Source organism: Ideonella azotifigens (assembly GCF_021043325.1).
Lineage (GTDB): Bacteria > Pseudomonadota > Gammaproteobacteria > Burkholderiales > Burkholderiaceae_C > Ideonella > Ideonella azotifigens.
The window spans coordinates 24,476-50,705 of sequence record NZ_JAJNKD010000010.1; the positions used below are offsets into that span (position 1 = coordinate 24,476).

General features: G+C 69.3%; 22 protein-coding genes and 1 riboswitch. Of the genes, 16 read left to right on the forward strand and 6 right to left on the reverse strand.

The window, feature by feature from the left end; all coding sequences use genetic code 11:
- Positions 1-15: 15 nt before the first annotated feature.
- Entirely contained in the window at positions 16-1,074 is a 1,059-nt protein-coding gene (locus tag LRH25_RS19835; RefSeq protein ID WP_141290161.1) for an aldo/keto reductase, read from the reverse strand.
- A gap of 112 nt (positions 1,075-1,186) precedes the next feature.
- On the opposite strand from LRH25_RS19835, the gene LRH25_RS19840 reads away from it, so the two are divergent.
- From LRH25_RS19840 to LRH25_RS19850, 3 genes are read left to right on the forward strand one after another with little or no spacing between them, the layout of a single operon-like run.
- Complete coding sequence (locus tag LRH25_RS19840; RefSeq protein ID WP_141290162.1) at positions 1,187-1,789, forward strand: DUF2975 domain-containing protein; 603 nt, start codon at positions 1,187-1,189, stop codon at positions 1,787-1,789.
- Between the two features lie 7 nt (positions 1,790-1,796).
- Positions 1,797-2,033: a helix-turn-helix domain-containing protein gene (locus tag LRH25_RS19845; protein ID WP_141290163.1), complete on the forward strand. Its 237-nt coding sequence runs from the start codon at positions 1,797-1,799 to the stop codon at positions 2,031-2,033.
- Entirely contained in the window at positions 2,026-2,643 is a 618-nt protein-coding gene (locus LRH25_RS19850) for a hypothetical protein (protein ID WP_231012028.1), read from the forward strand. The genes LRH25_RS19845 and LRH25_RS19850 overlap by 8 nt, the downstream gene beginning before the upstream one ends.
- Before the next feature lie 79 nt (positions 2,644-2,722).
- Here LRH25_RS19850 and LRH25_RS19855 read toward each other — a convergent pair whose 3' ends face one another.
- The 5 genes from LRH25_RS19855 to LRH25_RS19875 form a co-directional block, all read right to left on the reverse strand.
- Entirely contained in the window at positions 2,723-4,138 is a 1,416-nt protein-coding gene (locus LRH25_RS19855; RefSeq protein WP_231012030.1) for an ATP-binding protein, read from the reverse strand.
- Positions 4,135-5,811, reverse strand: a complete 1,677-nt coding sequence (locus LRH25_RS19860; RefSeq protein WP_141290237.1) for a sensor histidine kinase — start codon at positions 5,809-5,811, stop codon at positions 4,135-4,137. The genes LRH25_RS19855 and LRH25_RS19860 overlap by 4 nt, the downstream gene beginning before the upstream one ends.
- A 35-nt stretch (positions 5,812-5,846) precedes the next feature.
- Positions 5,847-8,111, reverse strand: a complete 2,265-nt coding sequence (locus LRH25_RS19865; RefSeq protein ID WP_231012031.1) for a S8 family serine peptidase — start codon at positions 8,109-8,111, stop codon at positions 5,847-5,849.
- A gap of 138 nt (positions 8,112-8,249) precedes the next feature.
- A riboswitch (cyclic di-GMP riboswitch) is annotated at positions 8,250-8,337 on the reverse strand.
- A gap of 164 nt (positions 8,338-8,501) precedes the next feature.
- The gene (locus LRH25_RS19870) at positions 8,502-10,277 is read right to left on the reverse strand and encodes an acetate--CoA ligase (RefSeq protein ID WP_231012032.1); all 1,776 of its coding nucleotides are present in this window, start codon (positions 10,275-10,277) and stop codon (positions 8,502-8,504) included.
- A gap of 62 nt (positions 10,278-10,339) precedes the next feature.
- Positions 10,340-10,840, reverse strand: a complete 501-nt coding sequence (locus tag LRH25_RS19875) for a GNAT family N-acetyltransferase (RefSeq protein ID WP_141291991.1) — start codon at positions 10,838-10,840, stop codon at positions 10,340-10,342.
- 80 nt (positions 10,841-10,920) lie between these two features.
- On the opposite strand from LRH25_RS19875, the gene LRH25_RS19880 reads away from it, so the two are divergent.
- From LRH25_RS19880 to LRH25_RS19940, 13 genes are all read left to right on the forward strand, one after another.
- Positions 10,921-11,856, forward strand: coding sequence for an alpha/beta fold hydrolase (locus LRH25_RS19880; RefSeq protein ID WP_231012033.1), 936 nt, complete (start codon positions 10,921-10,923; stop codon positions 11,854-11,856).
- 350 nt (positions 11,857-12,206) lie between these two features.
- Positions 12,207-12,884, forward strand: a complete 678-nt coding sequence (locus tag LRH25_RS19885; protein WP_141291222.1) for a hypothetical protein — start codon at positions 12,207-12,209, stop codon at positions 12,882-12,884.
- 34 nt (positions 12,885-12,918) lie between these two features.
- Positions 12,919-13,758, forward strand: coding sequence for a hypothetical protein (locus tag LRH25_RS19890; protein ID WP_141291224.1), 840 nt, complete (start codon positions 12,919-12,921; stop codon positions 13,756-13,758).
- A gap of 71 nt (positions 13,759-13,829) precedes the next feature.
- The gene (locus LRH25_RS19895) at positions 13,830-14,864 is read left to right on the forward strand and encodes a beta-ketoacyl synthase N-terminal-like domain-containing protein (protein WP_231012034.1); all 1,035 of its coding nucleotides are present in this window, start codon (positions 13,830-13,832) and stop codon (positions 14,862-14,864) included.
- A 9-nt stretch (positions 14,865-14,873) separates the two neighbouring features.
- Positions 14,874-15,155 (forward strand): acyl carrier protein, encoded by a 282-nt coding sequence (locus tag LRH25_RS19900; RefSeq protein ID WP_141291645.1) that lies wholly within the window; start codon positions 14,874-14,876, stop codon positions 15,153-15,155.
- A gap of 10 nt (positions 15,156-15,165) precedes the next feature.
- Positions 15,166-17,583, forward strand: a complete 2,418-nt coding sequence (locus LRH25_RS19905; RefSeq protein WP_231012038.1) for a virginiamycin B lyase family protein — start codon at positions 15,166-15,168, stop codon at positions 17,581-17,583.
- A 1-nt stretch (position 17,584) separates the two neighbouring features.
- Positions 17,585-18,094, forward strand: a complete 510-nt coding sequence (locus LRH25_RS19910; protein WP_141290197.1) for an SRPBCC family protein — start codon at positions 17,585-17,587, stop codon at positions 18,092-18,094.
- Positions 18,095-18,107: 13 nt separating this feature from the next.
- Entirely contained in the window at positions 18,108-20,237 is a 2,130-nt protein-coding gene (locus LRH25_RS19915; RefSeq protein ID WP_141290196.1) for a virginiamycin B lyase family protein, read from the forward strand.
- A 4-nt stretch (positions 20,238-20,241) separates the two neighbouring features.
- Complete coding sequence (locus LRH25_RS19920; protein WP_231012040.1) at positions 20,242-21,279, forward strand: alpha/beta hydrolase; 1,038 nt, start codon at positions 20,242-20,244, stop codon at positions 21,277-21,279.
- Complete coding sequence (locus LRH25_RS19925; RefSeq protein WP_141290667.1) at positions 21,272-23,155, forward strand: virginiamycin B lyase family protein; 1,884 nt, start codon at positions 21,272-21,274, stop codon at positions 23,153-23,155. The genes LRH25_RS19920 and LRH25_RS19925 overlap by 8 nt, the downstream gene beginning before the upstream one ends.
- Positions 23,152-23,952: a cyclase family protein gene (locus LRH25_RS19930; RefSeq protein ID WP_231012041.1), complete on the forward strand. Its 801-nt coding sequence runs from the start codon at positions 23,152-23,154 to the stop codon at positions 23,950-23,952. The genes LRH25_RS19925 and LRH25_RS19930 overlap by 4 nt, the downstream gene beginning before the upstream one ends.
- Positions 23,949-24,959 (forward strand): cytochrome c, encoded by a 1,011-nt coding sequence (locus LRH25_RS19935; protein WP_231012042.1) that lies wholly within the window; start codon positions 23,949-23,951, stop codon positions 24,957-24,959. Before LRH25_RS19930 ends, LRH25_RS19935 begins: the two co-directional genes overlap by 4 nt.
- A gap of 13 nt (positions 24,960-24,972) precedes the next feature.
- Entirely contained in the window at positions 24,973-26,229 is a 1,257-nt protein-coding gene (locus tag LRH25_RS19940) for a beta-ketoacyl-[acyl-carrier-protein] synthase family protein (RefSeq protein WP_231012043.1), read from the forward strand.
- Position 26,230 lies beyond the last annotated feature (1 nt).

Consider the following 26,230-nt stretch of genomic DNA (forward strand, 5'->3'; position numbering starts at 1 on the left):
GGGGGCAAACATCACTCACTGTGCCGGGTCGCGCATCTCCAACCGAATTGCATCAATCTCAGCCAACAATTCCGGGCTCAGCGTCGTGCCCCAGGCGTCCAGATCCTCATCGAGCTGCGCGAGCGAGGTCACGCCGATGATGGTGGAAGCCACGCGCCAGCTGGTGTAGCAGAAGGCCAGCGCCATGCGCGTGGGCGTCAGCCCGTGCTTACGGGCCAGCGCGTTGTAGCGCTTCGCAGCGGCCAGCGCGGCAGGCCGGCCCCAGCGCTGCTGCTTCATGCGCTCGAAGCGGGCAATGCGGCCAGTGTTGCCAGGATCATCGAAACCGCGCTCGTCGTACTTGCCGGTGAGCAGCCCGAAGCCCAGCGGCGAATACGGGATGGAGGCCACGCCCAGCCGGTGCATCACCTCGTCCAGCCCGTTGTCGATCTGGCGGTTCACCAGGCAGTATGGGTTCTGCACCGTCAGCACCCGCGGCAGGCCATGCTGCTCGGCCACGCGCACGAACTCGGCCACGCCGTAAGGTGTTTCGTTGGACAGGCCGATGTGCCTGATCTTGCCGGCCTTCACGAGTTGCCCAAGCGCTTCGAGCTGGTCGTGGATGCTGGTGTATTCGGCCTCCTGCTTCGGGTCGAAATACATGGCGCCGAAGCTGGGCGCGTTGCGGTTGGGCCAGTGGATCTGGTAGAGATCGATCACGTCCGTCTGCAGGCGCTTCAGGCTGTCGTCGCAGGCGGCAAGGATGTGCGCGGGCTTCAGGTCCGGCGCACCGCCGCGCACCCAGGGCATGCCGCGCGAAGGGCCGGCCACCTTGCTGGCCAGCACCACGCGCTCGCGCATGCCGGGCCGCTGCGCGAACCAGCGGCCGAGGATGACCTCGGTCGCGCCAAAGGTCTCGGCGCGCGGCGGTACCGAATACATCTCGGCCGTGTCGAGGAAATTCACGCCGCGTTCGACGGCACGGTCCAGGATCGCGAACGCGGTGGGCTCGTCCACCTGCTCGCCAAAAGTCATGGTGCCCAGGCAGATCGGGCTGACACGCAGTTCGCTGCAGCCGAGGTTCAGGAGGTTCATCGTGGGCATTTGAACAAAGGCAAAGCCGAGAGTTTGCCGCAGCGAGGCAATTCCTGCCGGTCAGAGAGACTGACTGTTTGACGATGTGTTTTTATTGTTTTACAGTAAATTCATGCGCAAATCGACCGCTCGCCCCACCCTACCCTCCGCGCCGCTGCTCGGCCCCACGCCATCGCTGGCCCAGCGCCTGCGCCGGCTGGCACTGGCCGTTCAGGGCCTGGTGGCGGCAGGCGCCGTGCTGCTGCTGGCCTTGCTGATCTGGCGCATGGTGGCGCCGGCCGAGGCCTTGATGGCCGATGAATGGCTGGCGGGTGCGTCGATCCGTTCGCTGTTGATCGGAAACTTCACGGCGGCAGTGCGATGGCGCATGGTGGCGGTGAGCCTGTGCTCGATGGCGTTGGCCTGGGCAGTGCTGTGGCAGTTGTGGTCCTTGTTTGGCCACTATCGGCAGGGTGCGGTATTCGCTGCGCCCGCCGTGCGGCACCTGCGGCGCCTCGGCTGGCTGATGCTGGCGCACGCGTTGAGCCAGCCACTGGCAGGCGCGCTGATGACGGTGGCCGTCTCCATGGACAACCCCGCAGGCAAACGCCAGCTGCAGCTCTCGTTTGGCTCCGACGACTATGCCGGGCTGCTGATGGCGCTGGTCTTCTTGGCCATCGCGCGGGTCATGGCCGAGGCCGCCCGGGTGGCGGCTGAAAACGAGCAGTTCGTCTGACCACCGCATGCCCATCATCGTCAACCTCGACGTGATGCTGGCCAGGCGCAAGATGCGCTCGCGCGAGCTGGCCGAACACGTCGGCATCACCGAGCAGAACATCTCGCTGCTGAAGTCCGGCAAGGTGCGCGGCGTGCGCTTCGACACCCTTGCCGCCATCTGCCGCGTGCTCGATTGCCAACCCGGCGACCTGCTGGTCTATGCGCCAGGCGACGACGCCCCTGCCGGCGACACCGATGGCTGAGCCCACTACCGCTCATGCCTGGCCGCTGCCCGCGCCACGCCGCCGGTCGCTGCGCTGGGGCGCGGTGCTGCTGGCCCACGCGCTGCTGGTGCTGCTGTGGCGCTCGGCGACAGGGCCGGTGCAGGTCAGCGTGACCCAGCGGCCCGACACGCAGGTGCTGCAGTTGCTGGCACTGCGGCCGGCTGCGCCACCCATTTCCGGTCCACCGCCGCGGGCTGCTGCAACCACGCCCCCGGCGAGACCTCCAGTGGCCACCCAACGCCCGCAGCGCGGGGCCGAAACAACGGCAGTCCTGCCCTCGCCGGCCCCAACGCCCGAATCCACGCTCAGCCTGCTGCCCGAGCCAGCGGCCAGCGCGCCGAAACGGGAGCGGCTGCTGGACAACGCGGCCACGCGCCAGGCGATCCGCGACGCTGCCCGCGGCCCCCTGCTCTCCGAGCGCACAGCCGCGGCCACCGGCATTGCCCCTGCCACCGCCAGCAGTCGCCTGTCCGGCGCCACCCAAGGCGCCCTGGCGACCGACTGCATGGCCCCTCAGGAAAGCGGCCCGGGGCTGCTGGCCCTGCCTTTCCTGCTGGCCGCAGCGGCAGCTGGCAAGTGCGCACACTGAGCGCCGCAGGCTTGGGGCTCGCGGTCAATGCCTGTCTCCAACGGCGCCGCCAAGCCCGTGCAGCCGGGCCGTGCCCGCATCAAGCCGGCACCATCTCGGCGGGCGTCGCGCGGCGTCGCAATGGCAGCGTCACCCTGAAAGTTGTGCCGCGGCCGACTTCGCTGTCGACCGTGATGCGCCCCTGGTGCTTTTGGACGATGCCGTAGGACAGGGACAGGCCGAGCCCGGTGCCTTTGCCGATGGGTTTGGTCGTGAAGAAAGGATCAAAGATGCGCGGCAGCACCTTACTTGGAATGCCGCTGCCGTTGTCGGTCACCTCGAACCAGGCTTCGCCGTCGGCACAGCCTGTGCGGATGACGATGCGGCCTCGCTTGTCGCCCCTGTCTCCCATCGCGTGGGCGGCATTGACCACCAGGTTCATCACCACCTGGTTGAGCTGCGAGGACAGGCATTCGATCTCCGCCACCTGGCCGTATTCCTTCACCACATCGGCCTTGTCGCGCAGCTCGCTGCCCAAGATGTTCAAGGTCGAATCGATGCCCTGGTGGAGCTGCACCATCTGCCATTCCTGCAGTGCATCGACGTGCGAGAAGTCCTTCAAGTCCTGCACGATCTGGCGCACGCGGCCGATGCCTTCCTTGGATTCACGCATCAGGCTCGGCACGTCATCCTTCAGGTAGTCGATCTGCAGCTCTTCGCGCAAGGCCCGCAGCTGCGCTGCCGCCGGCGTCTGCTCGTAGGCGTCCAGCATGCGGAACAGGTCGGCCAGGTAGCCCTCGAGCGTGCCGACATTCGAGAAGACGTAGCCGATCGGGTTGTTGATCTCGTGCGCCACGCCAGCGGCCAGTTGGCCGATCGAAGCCAGCTTTTCCTGCTGCACGAGCTGCGCTTCCAGGTTCTTGCGCTCGGCGATCTCGGCCTGCAGCGCAAGGTTGGCCTGCGTCAGACGCTGAGTGCGTTCGTCGACGGCGGCCTCCAGGCTGTCGATCTGCAGGGCGGCCTGCTGCGTCATCTGCCACTTGGCGGTCAGCGCCTGAGCCAGCTGGCGCACCTCGATGTTGTCGAAAGGCTTCTTCAGGATCAGCAGGCGGTCGCGCGCGTCCAAGCGCCGGAAGACCTCGTCCCACGAGGTGTCGGAATAGGCGGTGCAGATCACCACCTGCAGCCGCGGGTCTGCATGCCACAAGTGCTCGATGGTCTCGACGCCGTCCCAGCCCGGCGGCATGCGCATGTCAACGAAGGCCATCGCGTACGGCCGGCCGTTGCGCAGCGAGGCCTCCACCTTCGCCAAACCCTCCTGGCCCTGGTAGGCCGAGTCCAGTTCGAAAACGGCCGCGCCGGTCGTGGCCTTCGGTGGCTCGTCGCCGAACAGCGCGGCGCGCGTGGCCTGGAGCGCAGACTTCGCCGGTGCCTGGGGGCAAAGGATCTTGCGGAAATCGTCGTGGATCGTCGGCATGTCGTCGACCAGCAAGATGCGGCGGTTTTCAAGGGTCATGATGGCCGTTCGGTTTTGAGGGGTAGTTCGAGGGTGAAGGCGGCACCCTGGCCGGGGCCTGCACTGGCAACGGTCAGCTTGCCGCCCATCTCGCGCGCGGCCAGCACGCAGCTGTGCAGGCCGAAGCCGTGGCCGTCCTTCTTGGTCGTGAAGCCATGGGCGAAGATCTTCGTCAGGTGTTCGGCGGCAATGCCTTCGCCGGTGTCAGCCACGATCACCTGCAGGCTGCACGGGTCGGCCACCTGAACGCGCAGCGTCAGCCGGTGTGCGGCCTCGGGCAGGCGCTGCATCGCGTGGCGGGCGTTGGCGATCAGGTTGACCAGGATCAGCAGCACGCGGTGCTTGTCCAGCAGCAGCGCGGGCACGGCTTCGAATTCGCGCAGCAGCGTCACGTTGCGGCCGGCGAGGGCACTGTTGTCGATGCGCAGCGCATCCTCGATCAGCTCGACGATGTGCACCGGCTCCACCAGGCTCGATGCGCCGGCGTAGGCCTGCTGCGTCGACACGATCTCCTTGATGTGCCGCACGTTCTTGGTCAGCACCGCCAGCTCGGCGGCAATCTCGGCACGCTCTTCTTCCAGCGCCTGCGCCAGCTGCTTCAGGTACATCGGCAGCATTCGGCCGCGAGCATCGTTCGTCAGGTAGTCGCCGAGCCGGTCGCCGTTCTGCTCGATCAGCTGCACCGCGCAGCCCAGGCTGGCGGCTTCTGAGTCGCGCACGCGCGTGGCGATGAGTTCGGCCGAGACATTGACGCTGTTGAGCACATTGCCGACGTTGTGCAGCACGTTGGTGGCGATCTCGGCCATGCCGGCATGGCGCGCGTTTTCCAGCGCCTGGCGCTGGGCGGCTTCCTGCTCGCGGGCCTTGCGCACCGCTTCCTCGGCCTCCTCGCGGCGGAAGAACCAGTGGCCGGTGGTCAGCAGGATCACGATGATCGGCACCGCCGCGACGACGACGACGATGCCCGACTGGCGGAAGCTGAAGTACAGGAAGGTCGCCACCGAGGCGTTGCCGGCGTAGGCGATGCCCAGCCACCCGAAGGAATCGAGGAAGGCCTTGAGGTTCAGCGGCTCGTTGCGCTTGAGCCGCGGCACCATGGTCACCAGCAGCGTGTTGAGCAGGAAGTAGCCGAAGGCGAACAGGATCGCCCCCAACAGCAACAGCCCGTCATGCGCCAAGCCATGGCGCTGCAGTGCCTGCAGGCCGGTCTGCAGCAGCGAGCCCGCGCTGAACATCGCCAGCGCAGCCATCGCCGGGCTGGCAATGCGGCTGGTCCAGCGTTTGGAGGTCCGCCACGAACCGACCAGCGCCTCGCAGGCCGAGCCCAGCGCCGCCGCCTCCGGGCCGCTCAGCAGCAACAGCAGGAAGATGAAGATCTCGCCGGCGGTGAACGAGTTGGTCGAGCGCGGAATGCGCACCGGCACCAGCCCGGCCACCATCGCCAGCATGCTGGCCGCGAGCACCTGCAGCCACGTGGCCGCCGTCATCGCGGCCAACTGGTGCAGCGAATACCCGAGCACCGCCGCGCCCAGCAGCACCACGCTCCACCAGTAGATCGTGGCATTGCGGTTGTAGTCCGGCATGAGCCGGGCGTGCAGGCGCTGCCAGGGCCAAGGCGACGCTGGCGGCGGCTGCGGCGGCGGCAAAGCAGGGGCGAGAGCGGTGGGTTGCATCACGCGGGCTTGAGGGCTGCGGGCCTGGGCATGTTTCAGGGCTCGCCGGTCGGGCCGACCTGCGTCTCGCTCAGCACCAGGCCTTCGCTGAGCACGATGCCCTCGCTGAGCACGATCCCTTCACTGAGGACGATGCCTTCGCTCAGCACGATGCCTTCACTCAGCACGATGCCCTCGCTGAGCACGATCCCTTCGCTCAGCACAATGCCTTCGCTCAGCACCAGTCCGCTGCCGGCGGCCAGCCATCCGGCGAGCGTCGCGGTCGGGATGAAGATCCCGGTGAGGCCGCGCGCCGAGCTGCTGCCGGCGAGTGCAGCCGCCCAAGTGACGCCGGGCGTCAGCAGGCGCTGGCTTGCGGCGGGCTGCGCGACGATCGAGCGGATCCAGGCGGGGGCTGCTTCGCCGCGGGCGGCCGGCCACCAGCTGATCGTCGAGCGCTGCGCCGTGCCGCGCGCCCACACCAGGCGCGGGTCCCACAGCGGCTGGTACTGCGTGAAGAGTGCGCTGCCGCTGGCGATCTGATTGCCGCCGACGAAGACGATGCGGCTCCACGGCACGCTGATGCCGTTGATGGTCGAGACCGGCGCCGGCAGGCTCTTGCCGGCGGCCAGCAGCGGAGACCCGGCGGACAGCGTGCCGGCGTCGATGGCTGTGGCGATGTCGGTGCGCAGGGCACCCGCCAAGGCCACCGCACCGGCCACGTTCAGCAGGCCGGCACCCTGCTGCAGCAGGTTGGCGCCGGCCATCGGCTGTGCCGCGTATTGCAGCATCGCCTTGATCAGCGGCGGCGTCAGGCCCGGGTTGGCCTGCAGCATCAGTGCCACGGTGCCGGCGACGACCGGAGCGGCCACCGAGGTGCCGCTCAGTTGCATCAATTGCTTCAGCTTGGGCTGGCCGCTGCCGCCGTAGGGTGCCGAAATGTCGGGATAAGTGCGCGGCAGGTAGGCGAAGGCACTGGCCGAGCCCTGCTTGTCCGAGGCCAGCACGCCGACGATGCGGTTGCCGGGTGCGACGAGGTCGGGCTTGAGCAGGTTGTCGGCCTGGCGCACGCCGTTGGCGTCGATCCGGCCGCCGCGCGTCGGCCCGCGCGAGCTGAAGAAGTTGACGCTGTCGTCGCTGCGTGCGGCGCTGTCCTTGAGGTTCGCCGATCCGACGGTGATCACCGAAGGGTCGTTGCCTGGTGCGCTGATCGTGCCGTAGGCCTCGGCGCCGTTGGCATCCTTGCCGAAGTTGCCGGCAGCGACGACCACCGTGATGCCGGCAGCCGTTACGCTGCGCACGGCGCGGCACAGCGGGTCGGTCAGGTAGGACTCGGTCGAGTCGGCGGCCATGCTGACATTGAGCACGCGGATGTTGTATTCGCGGGCGTGGTAGATCACCCAGTCGATGCCGGCGAGCACGTCGCTCAGCTCGCCGTTGCCGGCGTCGTCCAGCACCTTGACGTCGTAGAGCTTGGCGCCGGGGGCGATGCCGGTCGAATCGACGGGCTGGTAATTGCCGCGGCCGGCAGCGATCGCCGCGACATGGCTGCCATGGCCGTAGGGATCGGCACGGTCGGTGCGATCGGCAGCGATCAGCTTCTCGAAGGCCGATGCGGCCCGGCCGCTGCTGCTGCCGCTGTTGAGCGAGGCCGAGACGTCGACGCCGGGCTGCCACAGCTTGCCGGTCATGTCGCCGGCCTTCTGGAAGTCGACCGCGCGGGCGATGCGGCTGGACTTGCCCGCCGCGTCGAGGAAGTTGCTGTGGTGCCAGGCGATGCCCGAATCGAGCACTGCAATGCCGATGCCGCTGCCGTCCAGCCCGGGCTGGCCGAGGCTGCTGCCGGCATGCACGTCGGCGGCGCCGGTGGCCAGCTCCAGCAGGCTCGCGGTGCGCCGCGCCGGGCGATTCGGCGAGATGCTCTGCACGTCGGCACGCTGTGCGATCTCGGCCACGCGGTCAGCGGGCAGCAGCACCGACAGCGCGCTGACCGCCAGGTAGCGGTAGTACACCGAGCCACCTGCGGCCAGCACGTGCGCGCGCAGCTCGGTCAGCTCGGGATCCGGCGAGTTGCTGACGACCAGGACGCGCACATAGCGGCCACTGCTGGTGTCGCGCGCCCAGGAGGCGCGTGCGGCGGCAGAGGGGGACTGCAGCACGTCGCGCAAGTCGGTGGCAATCTTGTGCGAGTTGCCGGTCTGCGAATGCGCCGCCTGCGGCCACCACAGTGCCGATATCAGGCCGATCAGCGGCAGCACGGCAACCAGCAGGCGGACGAGGCGGCGCTCGGCCAGGACGACAAAGCGGGTGACGTGGCTCATGCAGAACTCCTGAAGCTCGAGCGCAGGCCCGGTCCGCTTGGCCAGGAATCGCATGCCGCAACCATTGCACAGGGTTGCCAGCGCCGTATGGCGCACACGGCGCGCTCGGCTCAGGGGCCGTGCTGGCCCCGCCGCTTCGTTGGCAACCCCGCTGTCATCGCCCCTGAGGGCCTTAGACCGGAAGCTTTGCGACCCCGACTTTCGTGCGGGTGTGCCTTTGTCTCGATGTCAGTCAATGTATCGACCCGTGGGCCCATCAGACTGAGCAGTTTCCCGGTAAGCACGGCCGCAGAAAGGGCCCGGCGTGATGGAGTTTGCAAAGGACGGGGCAAAGCGGCAAATTCCTGCCGCGTGCGGTTTTGCCATCCACCGGGCATGCGCGCCGCTCGCTCATGCCGCGGTGTCCCGGCCAGGCAAACGCGCCTGCTCCGCCCGCGCCTCTTCCTGCAGCCTCAACACCCGCCGCTGCACCTTGCCGGTGGTCGTCATCGGCAAGGCCTGGATGAACTCGATCTCCTTCGGGTATTCGTAGGGCGCAAGCCGGCCGCGCACATGCTGCTGCAGCGCCTCGACCAGCGCCGCGCTGCCGTCGAAGCCAAGCGCCAGCACCACGTAGGCCTTGACCAGCGCGCCGCGCTCGGCGTCCGGCTTGGGCACCACCGCGGCGTTGGCCACCGCAGGGTGCTTGACCAGACAGTTCTCGACCTCGCTCGGGCCAATGCGGTAACCCGCGGCCTTGAACACGTCGTCGCTGCGGCCCTGGTACCAGAGGTAGCCGTCGGCATCCATCACCGCGCTGTCGCCGGTGCGGCACCAGCCCTGGCCATTGGCCTGCGTGAACTTGGCCTGCGTCGCGGCTTCGCGCCGCCAGTAGCCGAGGAAGACGATGGGATCGGGCTGCCCATGCACATCCAGCCGATGCAGCGCCACATCGCCCGGCGTGCCGCGTGGGCACTCGTTGCCAGCATCGTCGATCACCGCCACACGGTGGCCCGGGTAGGCGCGGCCCATGCTGCCGGGCCGCGGCGGCCAACCCAGGCCTTGGCTGCAGTTGCCCACGATGTAGTTCACCTCCGTCTGGCCGAACATCTCGTTGACCGTCACGCCCAGCGCCTGCTGGCACCAGTGGAAAACCGTGTCGCCCACCGCCTCGCCGGCACTCATCAGCGCGCGCAGCTTCAGCTTGTAGCGTTCACGCGGCGCCGGCACTGCCTTCATCATCGCCTTCAGCGCGGTCGGAAACAGGAAGCTGTTGGTCACACGGTGGCGCTGCATCAGCTCGAAGGCGCGCTCCGGCGAGAAGCGGCCGGCAAAGGCGACGATGGGCACACCGAAGTACAGCGACGGCAGCAGCGCGTCCATCAACCCGCCAGTCCAGGCCCAGTCGGCCGGGCTCCAGAAGACCGCATCGGCCGGCACGCCCGAGGGCCCGAGCTTCACGCGAGAAGCAGGATCGACCAACCAGTTCTGGCTGCAGACGAAACCGCTGAGGTTGCCGATCAGGGCGCGGTGTGGAATCAACGCGCCCTTGGGCGGGCCGGTGGTGCCGCTGGTGTAGATCAGCAATGCGCCGTCGTCCGCCCGCGTGCGCACCGGCGTGAACTCGGCCGACTCGCGCGCCAGCAGCAGGTCCAGCGCCTGTTCGCCCTCGCCAAGCGCCTCGGCCTGAACGGCAATCAGAGTTCGCAGCGCCGGGCACTCGGCCCGCGCCTCGCGCAACGCGGGCAGCGTGCTGTCGTCGCCCAGCACCACGCCCACCTCGCCGTCCTGCAGCCGGTAGGCCAGCGCCTCCGGGCCGAACAGCTGCGACAGCGGCATGCTCACCGCGCCCAGCTGCGCCACCGCGATGTGCGCCACCGCCGTCTCGGCACGCTGCGGCAGCGCCACCGCCACCCGGTCGCCACGCTTCACGCCCAGGCGCCGCAGCGCGTTCGACAGCCGGTTCGCCCGCGCCTGCAGCTCGCAGTAGCGCAGCAGGCTGAGCCTGCCGTCCAGCCCCTCGGTGCGGATGGCCACCGCCTGCGGCTGGCTGCGCGCCCAGCGGCGGCAGCAGACCTCGGCCAGGTTGAAGAAGGCCGGCACCTGCCAGCGGAAGCCGGCATGCAGCGCGGCGTGGCCATCGAACACCGCGGTGGGTGACGATGACGGCAGATCCTGAAGTTTCATGGCGCCAGCCTAGGGCCAGCGCCCGCGGGCCGCCAGAGGGAAGGCCCGAAGCGCCGCAGTCTTCAGGCCGGTGCAGCAAAGGCCTGCAGCGCGTCCCCGCTCAGGCGGCACAAGCGCCAGTCCGGCAGCAGCGAAGCGCCCATCTTTTCGTAGAACGCAATCGCATTGGTGTTCCAGTCCAGCACGCACCATTCGAAGCGGCCGTAGCCGCGCGCCACCGCCAGCGCGCCGAGCTGCTTCAGCAGGCGCTTGCCCAGGCCGTTGCCGCGCTGCGCGGGCTGCACGTACAGGTCTTCCAGGTAAAGGCTGGGCTTGCACTTGAAGGTCGAGAAGGTGGTGAAGAACAGCGCGAAGCCCACCAGTGTGTCGCCCTGCTGCGCCACCAGGCATTCGGCCGAAGGCCGCTCGGCGAACAGGTGCCGGCCCAGCGCCTCGGGCGTGGCTTCGAACAGGTGGGTCAGGCTCTCGAACTCGGCCAGTTCGTGGATCAGGCCGACCACGGCCGGCAGATCGCGCGGCTCGGCAGCGCGGATCAGGGGAAGGGCATCGGGCAAGGTGTTCATTGCAGGATTCTCGCGCCAGCCCGCCCAGCGCTGGCCGGTTGGTGACCGCACTGTCACGGCAAACCCCCTACATTCCTGCCATGACCGCTGCCTACGTCCCCCACCGCCTGGCCCACTCGCGCTACACCACCGTGCGAGGCCTGCGCCACCATGTGCTGGCCTGGGGCGACCCTGGCTTGATCACGCCCGAGCGGCCGGCGCTGGTGATGGGCCATGGCTACATGGACGTGGGCGCCTCGTTCCAGTTCGTGGTGGACGCGCTGGCCGCGCTCGAAGGCCCCACGCGCTACATCCTCGCGCACGACTGGCGCGGCTTCGGCCGCACCGACACGCCCGCCAGCGATAGCTACTGGTTCCCCGACTACCTGGGCGACCTGGACGCCTTGCTCGCGGCCAGCGAGCTGGGCCTGAGCGCGGACGTGCCGGTCGACCTGCTGGGCCACAGCATGGGCGGCAACATCGTGATGAGCTACGCCGGCCTGCGCCCCACGCGCATCCGCCGGCTGGTCAACCTCGAAGGCTTCGGCATGCCGCGCAGCTCGCCGCAGGACGCGCCGGCCAAGCTCACGATGTGGCTCGAAGGCCTGCGCAGCCCGCGCACGCTGCGCCCTTACGCGAGTGCCGCCGCGGTGGCCGAACGGCTGCGCCAGACCAACCCGCGCCTGCCGCTGGACAAGGCCTTGTGGCTGGCCACGCAATGGGCCGAACAAGGCGCCGACGGCCGCTGGCACCTGCAGGCCGACCCGGCCCACAAGCACCCCAGCGCGCTGCAGTACCAGGCCGACGAAGTGCTGGCCTGCTGGCGCCGCATCACGGCACCGCTGCTGTGGATAGAAGGCCGCGACACCGAAGCCCCGCTGTGGTGGGGCGAGCGTTACCCGCACAGCGAGTTCGAGGCCCGCCTGGCCGTCGTGCCGCAGGTCAGCGCGCATGCCTTGAGCGACTGCGGGCACATGGTGCACCACGACCAGCCCGAGGCCGTGGCCCAGCTGCTGCAGGGCTTCCTGGCGCCCTGAAGCAGAACTTGTGAAGTCTGCTGCCGGCCCCGCGTGAGGGCCGGGCGCCGCCGTGGCGAAACAGTGCGCCCATCCACGGGAATCCACCCCCCAAACCTGACGTGCGTCGAACGCGCCGCCACATCCGTGGGCGCCGCTTCGTGGTGGCACGAACATGCGCTATCGGGCCCAGGGGTGCGGCGATAGATTGGCTTGCGTCTGGACGACGCCGGATCCTTCACCCCCTCTTGCGGAGCATCGCCATGAATCGGAGACCCACCTTCGTTGCAGTCAGACAAGCGGTATGCCCAGTGTTTGCAGTCTGTGCCCTTGCCCTCTCGCCCCTCGCCGCTCGCGCCGACGAGCCGGCCATGATGATGATGAACCTCGTCAACGCGAATTACGCCGAGGTCACCGTCTACAACGTCAAGCCTGGCCAGGAGCAAGCCTTCCTGGAAGCCATGGTCGACAACGGCCCCTACCACCGGCTGATGAACGGCGCGGTCGGTGAAAAAGTGCTGGCACCCTTGCCTGATGAAGCGGCCAACGGCCGCAGCGCGTGGGTCTCGGTGGCCCGCTACCTGGACTCGGTGACGGCCAAGCGCGTCAGCAGCGCGCGCGACAAGAAGGTTGCCGAGTTCCTCGACGGCCCGCCCACCCGCACCGGCGGCACGCTGGTCAAGCATGTGTTCGCCGACTGGGGCTGGGAGAAGGGCCGCGCGCCTGCGCTGGTGGACGTGCAGGCCAATGGCTCTGACCGCATCTTCAAGGAACGCCTGACCTCGCTGAGCTTCCTGAAGACCGGCTACACCGGCCAGGCCGGCTTCGTCGAGTTCTTCGACCAGGGCCAGACCCCCACCTCGCTGCGCGCCTCGCTGGCCAACCGCAGCGGCCTGTCGGGTGCGTCCATCTACGCCACGCCGAACAAGGGCTACTTCATCTACAGCGAGTACTTCAGCAGCCCCAGCGGCGCGCAGCGCGCCAGCCTGCAGGCCGAAGCCAGCCGGGCCCAGGCCGGCACGGTGGAACTGAACTACGTGCCGCGCTGAAGCGCCGCCTTTGAACAGCCCAAAGGAGAAAACCATGCATGCCAACCTGACGCGCCGTGTGGCGCTGCTGTCTTCCGCCATCGCACTGGCATTCTTGAGTGCCACCCTGCCCACGGTCGCCGTGGCCCAGGGCGAATACGAGCAGACCCTGCTGGCCCAGAAGGCCACGCCGGTGTTCGCCCAAATCGTCATCTATGACGTGCTGCCCGGCCGCGAAGCCGAGTTCGAGAAGCTGATCGCGCTCGGGGCCAAAGGTGGCGCCAAGGGCAGCGAGTTCATCAACGACCGGGTGCTGAAGAACATCGACGCCGCCAGCCCGCAATACGCCACCTACACCAAGTTCGGCAACGCCGGCACCGCGCAGGCGCTGACGACCAGCCGCATCACCGCCGTGCGCGCGCTGCTGCGCCGCGATGCCGAGAGCCACCTGGCGCAAATGGACAAGGTCTACACACCCAAGGGTGAACTCAATGCGCCCAATGGCCGCGAGCTGGGCACCAGCGTCGGCCAGATCGCCCACCTGGGCCTGTTCCTGCCAACGCCCTCGCGCGTGGAGGACTACTACGCCGCGCTCTACAAGGTGAAGGTGCACACGCTGAACCGCAAGCCGCGCGGCTACATCGGCGACGAGCTGCTGATCGAGACCCAGCGCAACACCGCGCAGCTGCAGGCCCCGTACACGCCGCGCCCGCGCGAAGCCACCCGGCTGTCGTTCAACTACGGCGAGTACAAGAAGCTGGAAGACGCCGAGGACTCCTACGTTGATCGCACGCAGGAAACCTCGCCGGAAATGATCACGCTGGAGCGCACCTTCTACAGCGCGCTGCAGGTGCCCAACCGCTTCTACATCTTCAAGGTCATCGGCAACAGCTGAGCGCGCACCCGCGCGCCCGCTCAACCGGCCGGCTCCCGCGGAGCCGGCCCCGCATCAGAAGGGAGGCTGACATGCGAAGCACGATCGCAGGATCGCGTGCGGACGGCGCCTGCCATGTGCTGGCCGCCGGCTGCATTGCGCCAGGCTGCGCAGACGTGGGCCAGGCCCATGCGCAGGTCTGGCGCGGCGCCCGCAGCACGGTGCCGATGCGCCGCGTCGCGGACGACGCGCTGGCCATCGCCAGTGCGCTGCCGGCCCGCATTGCCAAGCGCATGGACCGCTTTGCCCACCTGGCCGTGGCCGCCACGCGCAGCACGCTGGCAGCGCATGCCGCCGCGTCGCTGCCGCGCAGCGATTGCGGCATCGTGGTGGGCAACATGACAGGCGGCTGGGGCTGCACCGAGCCCGAGCTGCGCAAGCTGCACAGCACCGGCCTGGCGGACATCAGCCCCTACCTGGCCTCGTCCTGGTTCCCGGCCGCGGCCCAGGGCCAGGCCAGCATCCAGCTCGGGCTGGAAGGCTATGCCAAGACGATTGCCACCGACCGCTGCGCCGGCGGCCAGGCCATCGGCCTGGGCTTCGCGCGCATCGCCCACGGCAAGGCCGAGGCCATCGTCGCCGGCGGCGCCGAGGCGCCGATCACGCCCTTCGTCGAAGCCGCCTACGAATGCAAGTTCGGCGACCGCGCGCAGCTGCGTGAGGCCGCCGCCTTCCTGCTGCTTTCGCCCGAGGCACCGGCAGACCAAGCCCGGCCGCGCATCACCCGCCACCGCACCCGCGCGCTGTTCCACGACGAGCCGCTTCAGGCCCAGGTGCGCGAGATGCTGGCCGCCGCGTCCGAGCCGGAAATGGCCGAGCTGGCGCTGTTCGTCAACACCTTGCCGCACGACCGCATCGAGGCCGAGATCGAGCAGGCGGTGCGCGCCAGCGGCCTGGCCGTCGCCACGCTGATGTTTCCCAACCGCGTGCTGGGCGACAGCCTGGCCGCTTCGGCGGCGCTGGCCGCCGCGGTCGCCTGCGAGAGCCTGCTGCAGGCCCAGTGCAGCCACGCGCTGGTGCTGTCGGTCGGCCACCAGTGCCTGGACATCCTCACCCTGACCCTCTAGGAGGCCAACATGAACGACTTGAGCGCAGCGCTGGACCAGCGCCACACGATCGCCACGATCAGCACGACGGATCGCGTCATCAAGGCCATCCGGGCCCTGGGCTGCGACGCCGACCCCATCCTGCCGGTGCACGAGCTGGACCGAGAGCTCGGCATCGACTCGACCGAGTTCGTCGAGCTGGGCATGCTGGTGCGGCGCGAGTTCGGCGTGGACGACAAGGCCATCAGCCTGTTCGGCGTGGAGCGCGTGTCGGACATCGTCGCCCGCGTCGACCAGCTGCTGGCGAAGTAGGGCCACCGCCATGCACACGCTCCTCCTCACGCTGTGCCGGCTGGCCCTGCCGCTGGCCCTCGCCAGCGCACTCGGCTCGGCCTTTGCCGCGACCCACACCATCACGATGCTGGACGCACCGCCCTACTTCGACCAGCCCAACCTGGAGGTCAAGGTGGGCGACACGGTGACCTGGTCCAACACCGGCCCCGAGCTGGCCCACATCGTGATGGACGGCGACCTGAACCTCTACTCGCAGGACATCGTGCCCGGCAAGAGCTGGAGCTACAAGTTCGCCAAGCCGGGGGTCTACGACTACATCTGCCACCGCCACTTCTTCATGAAGGCACGCGTCACCGTGCGCGACGAGAGCGGCAGCACCGCCGCGGCGCTGGACTTCCCGTACCAGAAGGCCTTCCGCGAGTTCGTCATCCCGACCATGCGCAGCGTGCCGCGCATGATCATTGCGGGCCAGGACCACCGCATGTGGTTCACCGAAGGCGGTGGCGACTTCTACGGCTTCGAGGACATCCCGGCGCAGAACAAGATCGCGTCCATCGACGAGCACGGCCGGGTCGTCGAGTACGCCACACCCACGCCTGATTCAGACGGCAGCAAGGTCGGCGTCGATTCGCTGGTGATGGACAAGAAGGGGCACATTTATTTCACCGAGCGGCTGACCAACCGCATCGGCGTGCTCAGCCCCAGCGGCGCCATCACCGAGCACCAGATCCCGACCCCGGGCGGCTACGCACTGGGCGTGGACATCGATGCCAGCGGCAAGATCTGGTTCGCCGAGCGCTTTGGCAACCGCATCGGCCACATCGATGCCAAGGGCAAGATCACCGAGATCGAGTTGCCGGACAAGGAGTCCGAGCCGCGCACCATCTTCGTCGACACCCGTGGGCGCATCTGGTACACGGCCCGCGTGGCCAACGAGATCGGCTGGTACGACCCGGCCGACCAGCAGTTCCACCGGCTGCAGATCCCGACCAAGCAGGCCCGCCCCGCCGGCATTGCCGAAGCGCCGGACGGCACCATCTACTTCGTCGAGATGGTCGGCAACAAAGTGGCCAAGGTGGTCGGCGACCAGATCGTCGAGTACGCGCTGCCCACCGCTTTCGCCGCGCCGTTCAAGATCGTGCCGGACCAGAACGGCCACCTGTGGTTCACCGAGGTCTATGCCAACCAGATCGGCAAGTTCGACCTGGCGACCGGCGAGATCACCGAGTACAAGATCCCCACGGTCGACAGCCGGCCCGGCGGCATCGCGGTGGACGCCAAGGGCCGCGTCTGGTTCACCCAGCAGATGGGCAACAAGATCGCCTACTTCGACCCGGCGGTGAAGATTGGCGGCGCCAGCACCGGCGTGGCTGACGCAACCTCCGCGACGCCCGCGGCGCCCCCGGCAGCCAAGCCCGTCGCGCCGGCCGCACCGCCCCCGGCCGCCCGCAGCGAAGCCACGCCGGCCGTGCCCAAGCCGCAAGCCGCCATGCCGGACAGCCTGCAGATGGCCAAGGCCATGATCGACTACAAGATCCCTTCCGCTGGCGGCGGGCCGGGCAACACGCTGGTCGCCGCGGCCGATGGCTGGCTGTGGTTCCCGCTGATGTTCGGCAACAAGGTCGCCGCCATCCACCAGACGACCAAGGAGTTCCGCGAGGTGGCGCTGCCGCGGCCTGTCAGCATGCCGGTGGGCCTGGCCTCGGCAGGCGACGGCGTGATGTGGGTGGCCGAGTTCCGCGGCAATGCGCTGGCCCGCATCGACATGGCCACCGCGAAGGTCGACGAGTTCCCGGTGCCCTGGGCCAACGCGCTGCCCAGCGCGGTGGTGGTGGACGAGACCGGCGCGGTGTGGATGTCGCTGATGGGCGAAAACGCCATCGTGCGCTTCGACAGCGCCACCAGCCAGTTCACCCGCCACGCGCTGCCGCTGGCCGACAGCAACCCGCTTTACCTGCTGCCCGACGGCCACGGCAACCTGTGGGTCAGCGCCGCGAAGGACGACGGCAGCTACGTCGCCCGCTTCGACCGCGCGCAGCAGCAGTTCCAGGTCTACATGACCACCGAAGCCGGCGCCAACCCGACCGGCATGCTGCTGGACGGCAGCGGCCTGTGGGTCGCCGAAGGCGGCAGCGGCCACCTCTCGCGGCTGGACCCTGTGACCGGCGGCTGGGCGCGCTATCGCATCCCCGGCGCCAAGCCCGAGCCGGTGCGGCTGGCGCGTGACGCAGAGGGCCGCATCTGGATCGCCGACGGCGGCGAGATCGGCAGCGTTGGCGGCAACCAGCTGGCCGTGTTCCAGCCGTCCACCGCGCGCTTCACCACGCTGCCCATGGCCAACGGCCAGGCCAAGCCCATGGGCATCTACGCCGGTGGTGCCGGCGGCATCTGGTTCACCCAGCAAGGGGCGAACCGCATCTCCCTCATTCCCACGGACGCCATCTGACATGAACACCATCGGACTCGACATCGCCTACCCCGTGCCGGCCGCGGCGGTCATGGAAGCCTTCTGGCGCGCCGAACACTGGCCCGGCCTGACGGAGCACGTGACCGGCATCACCTTCCACTACGAAGACGCGCAGTGCCAGGTGCTGACCATGGCCGTCAACAGCCGCGGCAGCCATGCCTCGTTCCAGACCATGCGCTGCCGCCAGCGCAACCGCATCTACTACTTCCAGCCCACGCCGCCGGCCTTCCTGCGCATGCACGGCGGCTACTGGGAGATCACGCCGACCGAGCAAGGCTGCAAGGCCGTGAGCCACCACGAGTTCGTGGTCAACGAGGACGAGGCGCGCCACTTCGCCAGCACCGTGCTGGGCTGGGACGGCCAGGGCGACGTGGCCGAACGCATTGGCGAGCTGCTGCGCGCCAACAGCCGCCAGACCATGGAAGCGCTGCGCAACGCGCTGGCCAGCGCTCAAGCCGAGTCCGCCGCCGTTGCCACCGACGTGGCCTAGCCAGGAGACCGCCATGCACACCACCTTCCTCAGCCTGGCCCTGGCCGGCGCGATGCTGCTGCCCACGTTGGCCCTGGCCGCGGCCCCCTCCACGGACTTCGGCACGCCCACGGCCGTGACGCCGGCGCCGACCACGCTGCACCGGCTGCAAAGCTCCGCCGGCAAGACCTTCACGATGGCCGAGTACACCGTGCCGACTGCCCATGCCGTGCCGCACATCCTGGCCATCGACCAGAACGACGCGGTCTGGTTCAGCGAAAGCGGTGGCCGCTTCGCGCGCAATTTCATCGACGTGCCGGCGCAGTCCAAGATCGGCCGCATCGACGTGGGCGGCACCATGTCCGAGTGGTACCTGGGCGACGCCGAGACCAGCCCGATGGGCATCGAGTTCGACAAGGCCGGCGACCTGTGGATCACCGAGCGGCTGGCCAACCGCATCACCCGCTTCAAGCGCGACGGGCAGAAAGTCCACTACCAGGTGCCCACGCCCGGCGCTTGGCCGACCGGCCTGGCCATCGACCCGGCAGGCGACGTCTGGTTCACCGGCACCAAGGCCGACAAGATCGGCGTGGTGCGCATCAAGACCGGCCAGGTCGAGGAGTTCGCGCTGCCGGCCAAGGCGACGATGTCCACCGGCATTGCCGCCTCGCCGGACGGCACGATCTGGATTGCCGAGCGCGATGTCAACATCATCGGCAAGTTCGACCCCAAGACCGCCACCTTCACCCAGTACAAGCTCTCCACGCCTTCGGCCCGGCCCTGCGGCGTGACGGTGGACAAGACCGGCACCGTCTGGTTCACCGAGCGCGGTGCCGGCAAGCTCGGTCGCATCCTGGCCGACGGAACGGTGCAGGAATTTGCGCTGGAGAACCGCCAAGCCGGGCCCTTCATCATCGTGGCCGACCAGTTCGGCCAGATGTGGTTCAGCGAGCTGTTCGCCAACAGCATCGGCCGCTTCGACCCGGCCACCGGCCAGTTCGAACACTTCCCGATCAGGGGCGACAACGCACACCCGGCGGGCCTGGCCATCGACTCCAAGGGCAACGTCTGGTTCGCCCAGCAAAGCACCAACAAGCTGGCCACCATCATCCGGGCCGACCTGGGCTACGTGGGCGGTGAACAACGGGTCTCGCAGGCAAGCCCGGCCGACCCGGTGGCCGACGCGCTGAAGGGCTACCGCTACGACCCGATGGAGATCCCGACCACCGACTCGCTGCCCGGCATCGTCAACATCGACAAGCGCGGCACCGTGTGGTTCACGCAGATGGGCGGCGGCTTCGTCGGCCCGGGCTTCCCGCCCGGCCCGGCCGGCAGCAAGGTCGGCTATGTGCGCGACGGCAAGCTGCACGAGCTGGCCATGCCCACGCCCGAATCCGGCCCGACCTCGCTGGGGCTGGACCCGGTCAACGACGACGTGTGGGTCAGCCTGCGCGCGGCCAACAAGATCGCCCGCATCCGAAACGATCAGGTCACCGAGTTCACGGTGCCGGTGCCCGACAGCCTGCCGGTCGGCGTGGCGGTGGACAGCAAGCACAACGTCTGGGTGGCCCTGAGCGACGGCAACGCGCTGGCCCGCATGACGGCCGAAGGCGAGTGGCGCGTGCTGCCGCTGCCGGCCCCCAACCTGGCGCCGCGCACCGTCTTCGTGGACCACGAGGACCTGGTCTGGTTCGCCGAGAAGCAGGGCAACCACGTGGGCCTGGTGGACCAGCAGAAGTGGCGCGTGGACCGCTGGAAGATTCCCACCCGCATGGCCTGGCCGCTGTCCATCGTCGAGGACGAGAAGGGCGACATCTGGTTCGCGCAGATGCGCTCGGACAAGCTCGGCGTACTGGACCGCCACACCAAGCAGATCCGCGAGTACGCGATGCCGGTCAACTCGGCGCCGTTCAAGCTGTCCTACGACGCCGGCAACCACGCGATGTGGGTCTCCACGGTGTTCGGCAACGCGGTGATGCGCTTCGACATCCCGAAGGGCGAAGTGGTGGCGCGCTACCCGGTGCCGCAGGACGGCGTGTGGGTGGGCGGCATCGACCGCGACGCCGACAGCTGCTTCTGGATCACCGAGCAGTTCGGCAACCGGGTCGACCGGCTGTGCATCGACGGCGTGTCCAAGCCACTGCGCGCAGCCAAGGCGGACTGAGGCCATGGACCGCCAGGACTTCGTGCTGCACCGGGTGGCCTTCGCCGGCCTGCCCTACGCCGCGCTGCGCGCGCTGGACGGCGAACGCGGCAGCGCCATCGGCTGGCGCCAGGGCATGCTGGGCCAGGCCAGGCTGCTGCGCGCCTGCGCCCGCCGCGCCGCCTCCGAAGGCGCCGCGGCCAGCGCCGCGCAGTACTTCCGCTGGGCCGGCGTGGCCTACCACAGCGCCACGCTGGGGCCGGACCTGTCGGCCCTCGACGGCCTGGTGCGCGTGAGCCGGCTGCGCCATCTCGCCGTGGCCGCCTACCGCCGCGCGCTGCAGCAGGACGGCGGTGCGAAGCTGGTCACGCTGGCCCTGGGCGCCCATCGCCTGCACGGCTACTGCAGGCTGCCGGAAGGCGAGCCGCGCGGCGTGGTGCTGCTGCTCAATGGGCTGGACTCGCTGTGCGAAGTCGAGCTGCATGCCTTTGCTTCCGGGCTGCTGGCACGCGGCATGGCCACGTTGTCGCTGGACCTGCCGGCGCGCTTCAGCGCCAGCGGCCCGCGCGACATGCAGGCCGAACGCTGGCTGCCGGCGCTGCACGAATGGTTGGCCGGGCATGGGCTGGGCGGGCAGCCACTGGGCGTGTTCGCGGTCAGCTTCGGCGGCTACCTGGGCGCACGGCTGCTGGCCGGCAATGCCGGCCTGTGCGCCGGGCTGCTGATCTCGCCGCCCGCCTGGATCGAGGACAAGCACCGCCAGCACCCGTACTTCTCGCGCATGTTCAGCTGGAGCTTCGGCCAGCCGGGCGAAGCCGAGCTGGACGCGCTGGCCGCCTCGGTGCGGCTGGACGCGCTGGCGCCGCCGCAGGCCGCATGCCGGGTGTACGCGATGACAGAAGACGCGATGTTCGACGCCCGCCACACCGAGGCCTACGCGGCCTGGGGCCAGGGCCGGGTGGAGGTGAAGACCGTCGCCGCCGAGCACGTGGGCACCAGCAGCTTCTACCGCTGGTTGCCCGGGGCCTTTGACTGGTTTGCTGAAAGGTTTGCACATGCCTGAACAACACCTCCCCCGCGCCAACCTGGCGCAGCGGCTGAGCCACACGCTCGGCGAACACCTGATGCGCCACTGCACCCAACATTGGGCGCCCTGGGTCGTCACTGTCTGCAGCTGTGCGGTGCCTGCCATGGCAGCGGAGATGCCCAAGTCCGTCACCGTGCAGGGCCACTTCCAGGAGCTGGCGCTGGACAACCCGGGCAGCGGCCCGGCCATCGTCTCGGTGGACGACGAGGACCGCGTGTGGGTGGCGCTGGCGCGCGCCGGCAAGCTGGCGATGTACAGCGGCGGCAAGGTGCGCACTTTCGAGCTCGGCGCCAACAGCCGGCCGGTCGGCGTGATCGCCGGCACCAAGCAGAACGGCTACCCCGGCTCGGTGTGGATTGCCGCCAGCTACGACAACAAGATCATCCGCTACGACTGGCAGACCGGCCAGCGCCGCGAATACGCCATCCCCGGCACCGAGAGCTGGCCGTTCAACATTGCGCTGGACGCCAAGGGCCACGTCTGGTTCACGCAGCGCGCAGCCGGCGCCATCGGCAAGCTGGACCCGGTGAGCGGCGAGTTCACCCAGCTGCCGCTGCCGCGCCCCGGCTCCGGCCCCGCGGGGCTGGGCATTGACGCGAAGAGTGGCAAGGTCTGGTTCACCGAAAGCTACAAGGACACGCTGGCCAGCATCGACCCCGCGACCGGCCAGGTCACCGAGATCGCCATGGGCCAGGCCAGCACCGGCCTGGTCAGCGGCCCGGCCGGGCTGGTGGTGGACGGCGAAGGCGGCGTGTGGTTTGCCAAGCTCGAAGGCCAGCTGGGCTACCTGCCGCCCGGCGCCAGCCAGGTGCAGCTGATGGCCACGCCGGCCAATGCCGCGCGCCCCGCCGGCGTGACACTGGATGCGCAAGGCAACCCCTGGCTGGTGGCGCTGGATGGCAACTCGCTGCTCAGCTACCAGCGGCGCGACAAGCAGTTTGTCGTCTACCCGCTGCCCGTTGGCGAGCAGGACGCGCAGCCCAGCTCGCCGCCGTTCGCGCGCAGCTCGCGCCCGTTTGGCCTGGCCTTCGACAGCAGCGGCAACCTGTGGTTCTCGCAGCAGTACACCGGCCAGCTCGGCGTGCTGGACCTGGCCAGGCCGGAGCTGAAGCTGATGTCGCCCGGCCCGGAGGTGAAGGCGGCGGATCCATACGTGACGGTGCAGGCGCTGGACAGCCTGGCCGGCGAGGTGACGGTGCGCTACGAGATGGACGGCGCAGCAGTCGCCCTGCGCAACGGCCGCTTGGACCTCACGCATGCCACGCCGGGCGAGCACGAGCTGAAGGTGGTGGCCACCGATGCCGCAGGCCTGAGCAACAGCCAAAGCCGGCGCTTCCGCTACCTGCCGGCGCCTGAATCTCTGCCCACGCTGATCGGCGCGCTGCGCTTCAAGTCACCCGAGCCCAAGGCCTTGCGCGACGCGCTGCTGATGACCGCCAACGACAGCGGCAAGGCCCAGCGCGTGGACGATTTGCGCGGCATGCTGGCCACCCACCGCGAGCAGCTGGCGGCCGACGAATACGCCAGCATCTCGGCCACGCTGGAGTGGATGGCCGGCGGCCGCGGCAGCGAGCAGGTGGTGACCATCCTGGACCGCGAACCCTTCTTCGAGCCGCGCCAGGTGGAGCTGAAGCCCGGCGGCAGCGTGGCCTGGATGTACCAGGGTGAAAAACAGGGCCACGAGATCTCGCACGAGCTGCACCAGATCGAGGTCGCCAGCCTGCAGGTCAAGTCACCGCTGATGCGCGCCGGCGACCGCTTTGTGCAGCGCTTCGACACGCCCGGCAGCTACACCGTGCTGGACTCGCGCAAGCCGGGCGCGGCGCTGCAAGTGACGGTGCTTCAACCATGACCAGCATGTTGCCGCCGCTGTTCATGCAGCCCGAAGTCCGGCTTGTGGACCTCAGCGTGCCGCTGGGCGAATCGGAAGCCGAGTCGGTGCCGGTTGTCGTCGAGTACCTGCCGCATTGCTGCGGTGGGGCCCACCTGGCGCAGCTGGCCGACATCGAGCAGCAGCAGCTCGAAGGCGGGCTGGCCTGGGCCAGCGAGCGCATCCAGGCCATCACCCACAACAGCACGCACATCGACGCGCCCCACCACTACTCGCCGCTGTGCCAGGGCAGGAAGAGCCGCACCATCGACGAGATTCCGCTCGACTGGTTCTGGGGCCAGGGCAAGTGCCTGGACATCTCGGACGACAGCGAGCCGCTGAGCCGCGAGGCGCTGCTGGCGGCCGAGCAGCGCGCCGGCATCCGCATCGAGGCGCAGGACATCGTGCTGTTCCGTACCGGTGCCGAAGCCTTCCATGGCGCGGCCGGCTTCAACCGCCGCGGCCGCGGGCTGACGGGCGACGTGGTGCGCGAGCTGACCGACCGCGGCGTGCGCCTGTTCGGCACCGACGCCTGGAGCATCGACGCCTCCTACCCGAAGATGAAGGAACGCTCGCTGGCGCTGGGGCCGCAGGCGGTGTGGGAGGCGCATTTCGTGGGCCGCGAGCGCGAGTTCTGTGCCATTGAAAAGCTGACCAACCTGGCCACGCTGCCGGCGGCCGGCTTCTGGGTTGCCGCCTTCCCGATCAAGGTCCAGTCCGGCAGCGCGGGCTGGAGCCGCGTGGTCGCGTTCGTGGCCAAACCGGCGCCACTGGGATGACACGCCGCGCCAGGCTCCTGCTGCTGCTGGCCACACTGTTGGCCGCAGGCCCGGCCGCAGCGCGCGACGGCCAGGCGCTGTTCGCCGAACGCTGCCAGGCCTGCCACACGGTGCAGGACGCGCCGGCCGCCGAGCGCTGGCGCGTGGCCTTCACGCAGCAGGGGCCTTCGCTGGCGGGCGCCGGCAGCAAGTTCAACCCGGCCTGGCTGGTCGCATGGCTGCAGCAGCCCGGCTCCCTGCATGGCGGCAGCTACCCGTATTTCCGCTGGGTGCAGCGCACGCCCGAGGGCGACAGGCTGCCCACGCGCGCCTTCGAGCACCTGGCGCTGAACGCCGAGGAGGCACAGGCCGCGGCCACCTACCTCGGCACGCTGCAGGCCGAGCTGCAGGCCTTCCCGCCGCAGCCCGCGCTGGCGGCCAACACCACCCGCGTGCTGTACGACAAGGTGGCTGCCTGCAGCGGCTGCCATTCGCCCGACGCCGCAGCCCCGCGCACCGGCCCGCTGCTGAGCAACGCCGGCCAGCGACTGAACCCCGCCTGGGTGGACGCCTTCCTGCACGACCCGCAGCAGCTCGGCACGGTCAACATGCCCAAGGCCAGGCTGCGCATGGACCAGGTCGCGGCGCTGGCGCAGTACGTGCTGAACCCGCCGCCCGCCGAGCCCGCCTCGCCAGCGCAGGCACCGGCCGCCGGCACGCCACCGAAGGCCCTGGACGCCAGCGCGCCGCGCGGTGCGCTGGTCTACCGCGTGGTCTGCTCGCAGTGCCATGGCGTGGACGGCGACGGCCGCGGCATCAACGCCCGCTTCCTCAGCGTGGAGCCGCGCAACCACCGCGGCCCGGAGATGGACAAACTGGGCGACGAACACCTGTACCGCGTGATCCGCTACGGCGGCACGGCCGTCGACAAGTCGGCGCTGATGCCTTCATGGGCCAGCGTGCTGAATGACGCCGAGATCCAGGACGTGATCGCTTATCTGAAAACCCTGCGGCAACGCACAGACTGAAAGGGCAAGCTCCATGGCGCATTCCCCTCCTCCTTCCGGCCGCGTGGTGATCACCGGCATCGGGCCTGTGACGCCCATCGGCAGCGGGCGCCACGAGTTCTGGCGTGCTGCGGCAGCGGGCCGCAACGGCGTGGTGGACGTGGCCAGCACTGGCGCGCTGGGGGCGCACGACGCGCTGCGTTCGCGCATCGTCGCCTGCCTGCCGGAAGCGGCGCTGCCCGGCGTGGGCCATGGCGACCAACGGCTGAGCGCCATGTGCATGCGCGCCTTCGAGCTGGCCTGCGACGACGCCGGCCCGCTGGACGGCCACGCCGCCGACCAGATCGGCGTGGTGATGGGCACCGCCGTGGGCACCACCGCCGCCATGGAGCGAAGCTTCCTGAAGATGGCCGGCACGGACGCTGGCGCCACCCCGTTCGACCTGATGGAACAGGTCTCCTTCCACACCGTGGCCCACGCCATGGCCCGCCGGCTGCGCGCCCACGGCCCGGTGCTGACGGTCTCGACCGGCTGCACCGCCGGCATCGACGCCATCGGCATGGCCTTCGACCTGGTGCGCCACGGCAGCTGCGGCGTGGTACTGGCCGGGGCGGGCGAGGCGCCGGTGTGCCCTGTGGTCTACGCCGCGTTCGACAGCATTGGCGCGCTCAGCACCCGCAATGACGATCCCGCAAGCGCCTCGCGCCCGTTTGCCAAGGACCGCGACGGTTTTGTGCTCGGCGAAGGCGCCTGCATGCTGGTGGTCGAGGACTACGAACGCGCCAGGGCCCGCGGCGCGCGCATCTACGCCGAGCTGCTGGGTTTTGCCTCGGTCAGCAACGCCTTCCACATGACGGACCTGCCGCCCGACGGCGCGGCGCTGGCGCGCTGCATGTCGCTGGGCCTGGCGGACGCGGCGCTGAAGCCCGAGGCCATCGACGCGGTCAACGCCCATGGCAGCTCCACGCCGCAGAACGATATTTGCGAGACCAACGCGATCAAGGCGGTGCTGGGCCAGCGCAAGGCACGCCAGGTGCCGGTCAACTCGCTGAAAAGCATGGTCGGCCATGCGCTGGGCGCGTCCAACGCGATCGAGATCGCCGCCTGCGCGATGGCCATCCAGGAGCAGTACATGTTCCCGACCATCAACTTCGGCAGCGCCGGCGACGGCTGCGACCTGGATTACGTGCCCAACCAGGGCCGCGGCGCCCCGATAGGCGCGCTGCTGAAGCTCAGCAGCGGCTTCTCCGGCGTGCACTCGGCGCTGGTCATGGGCCATCCGCAGCGCTAGG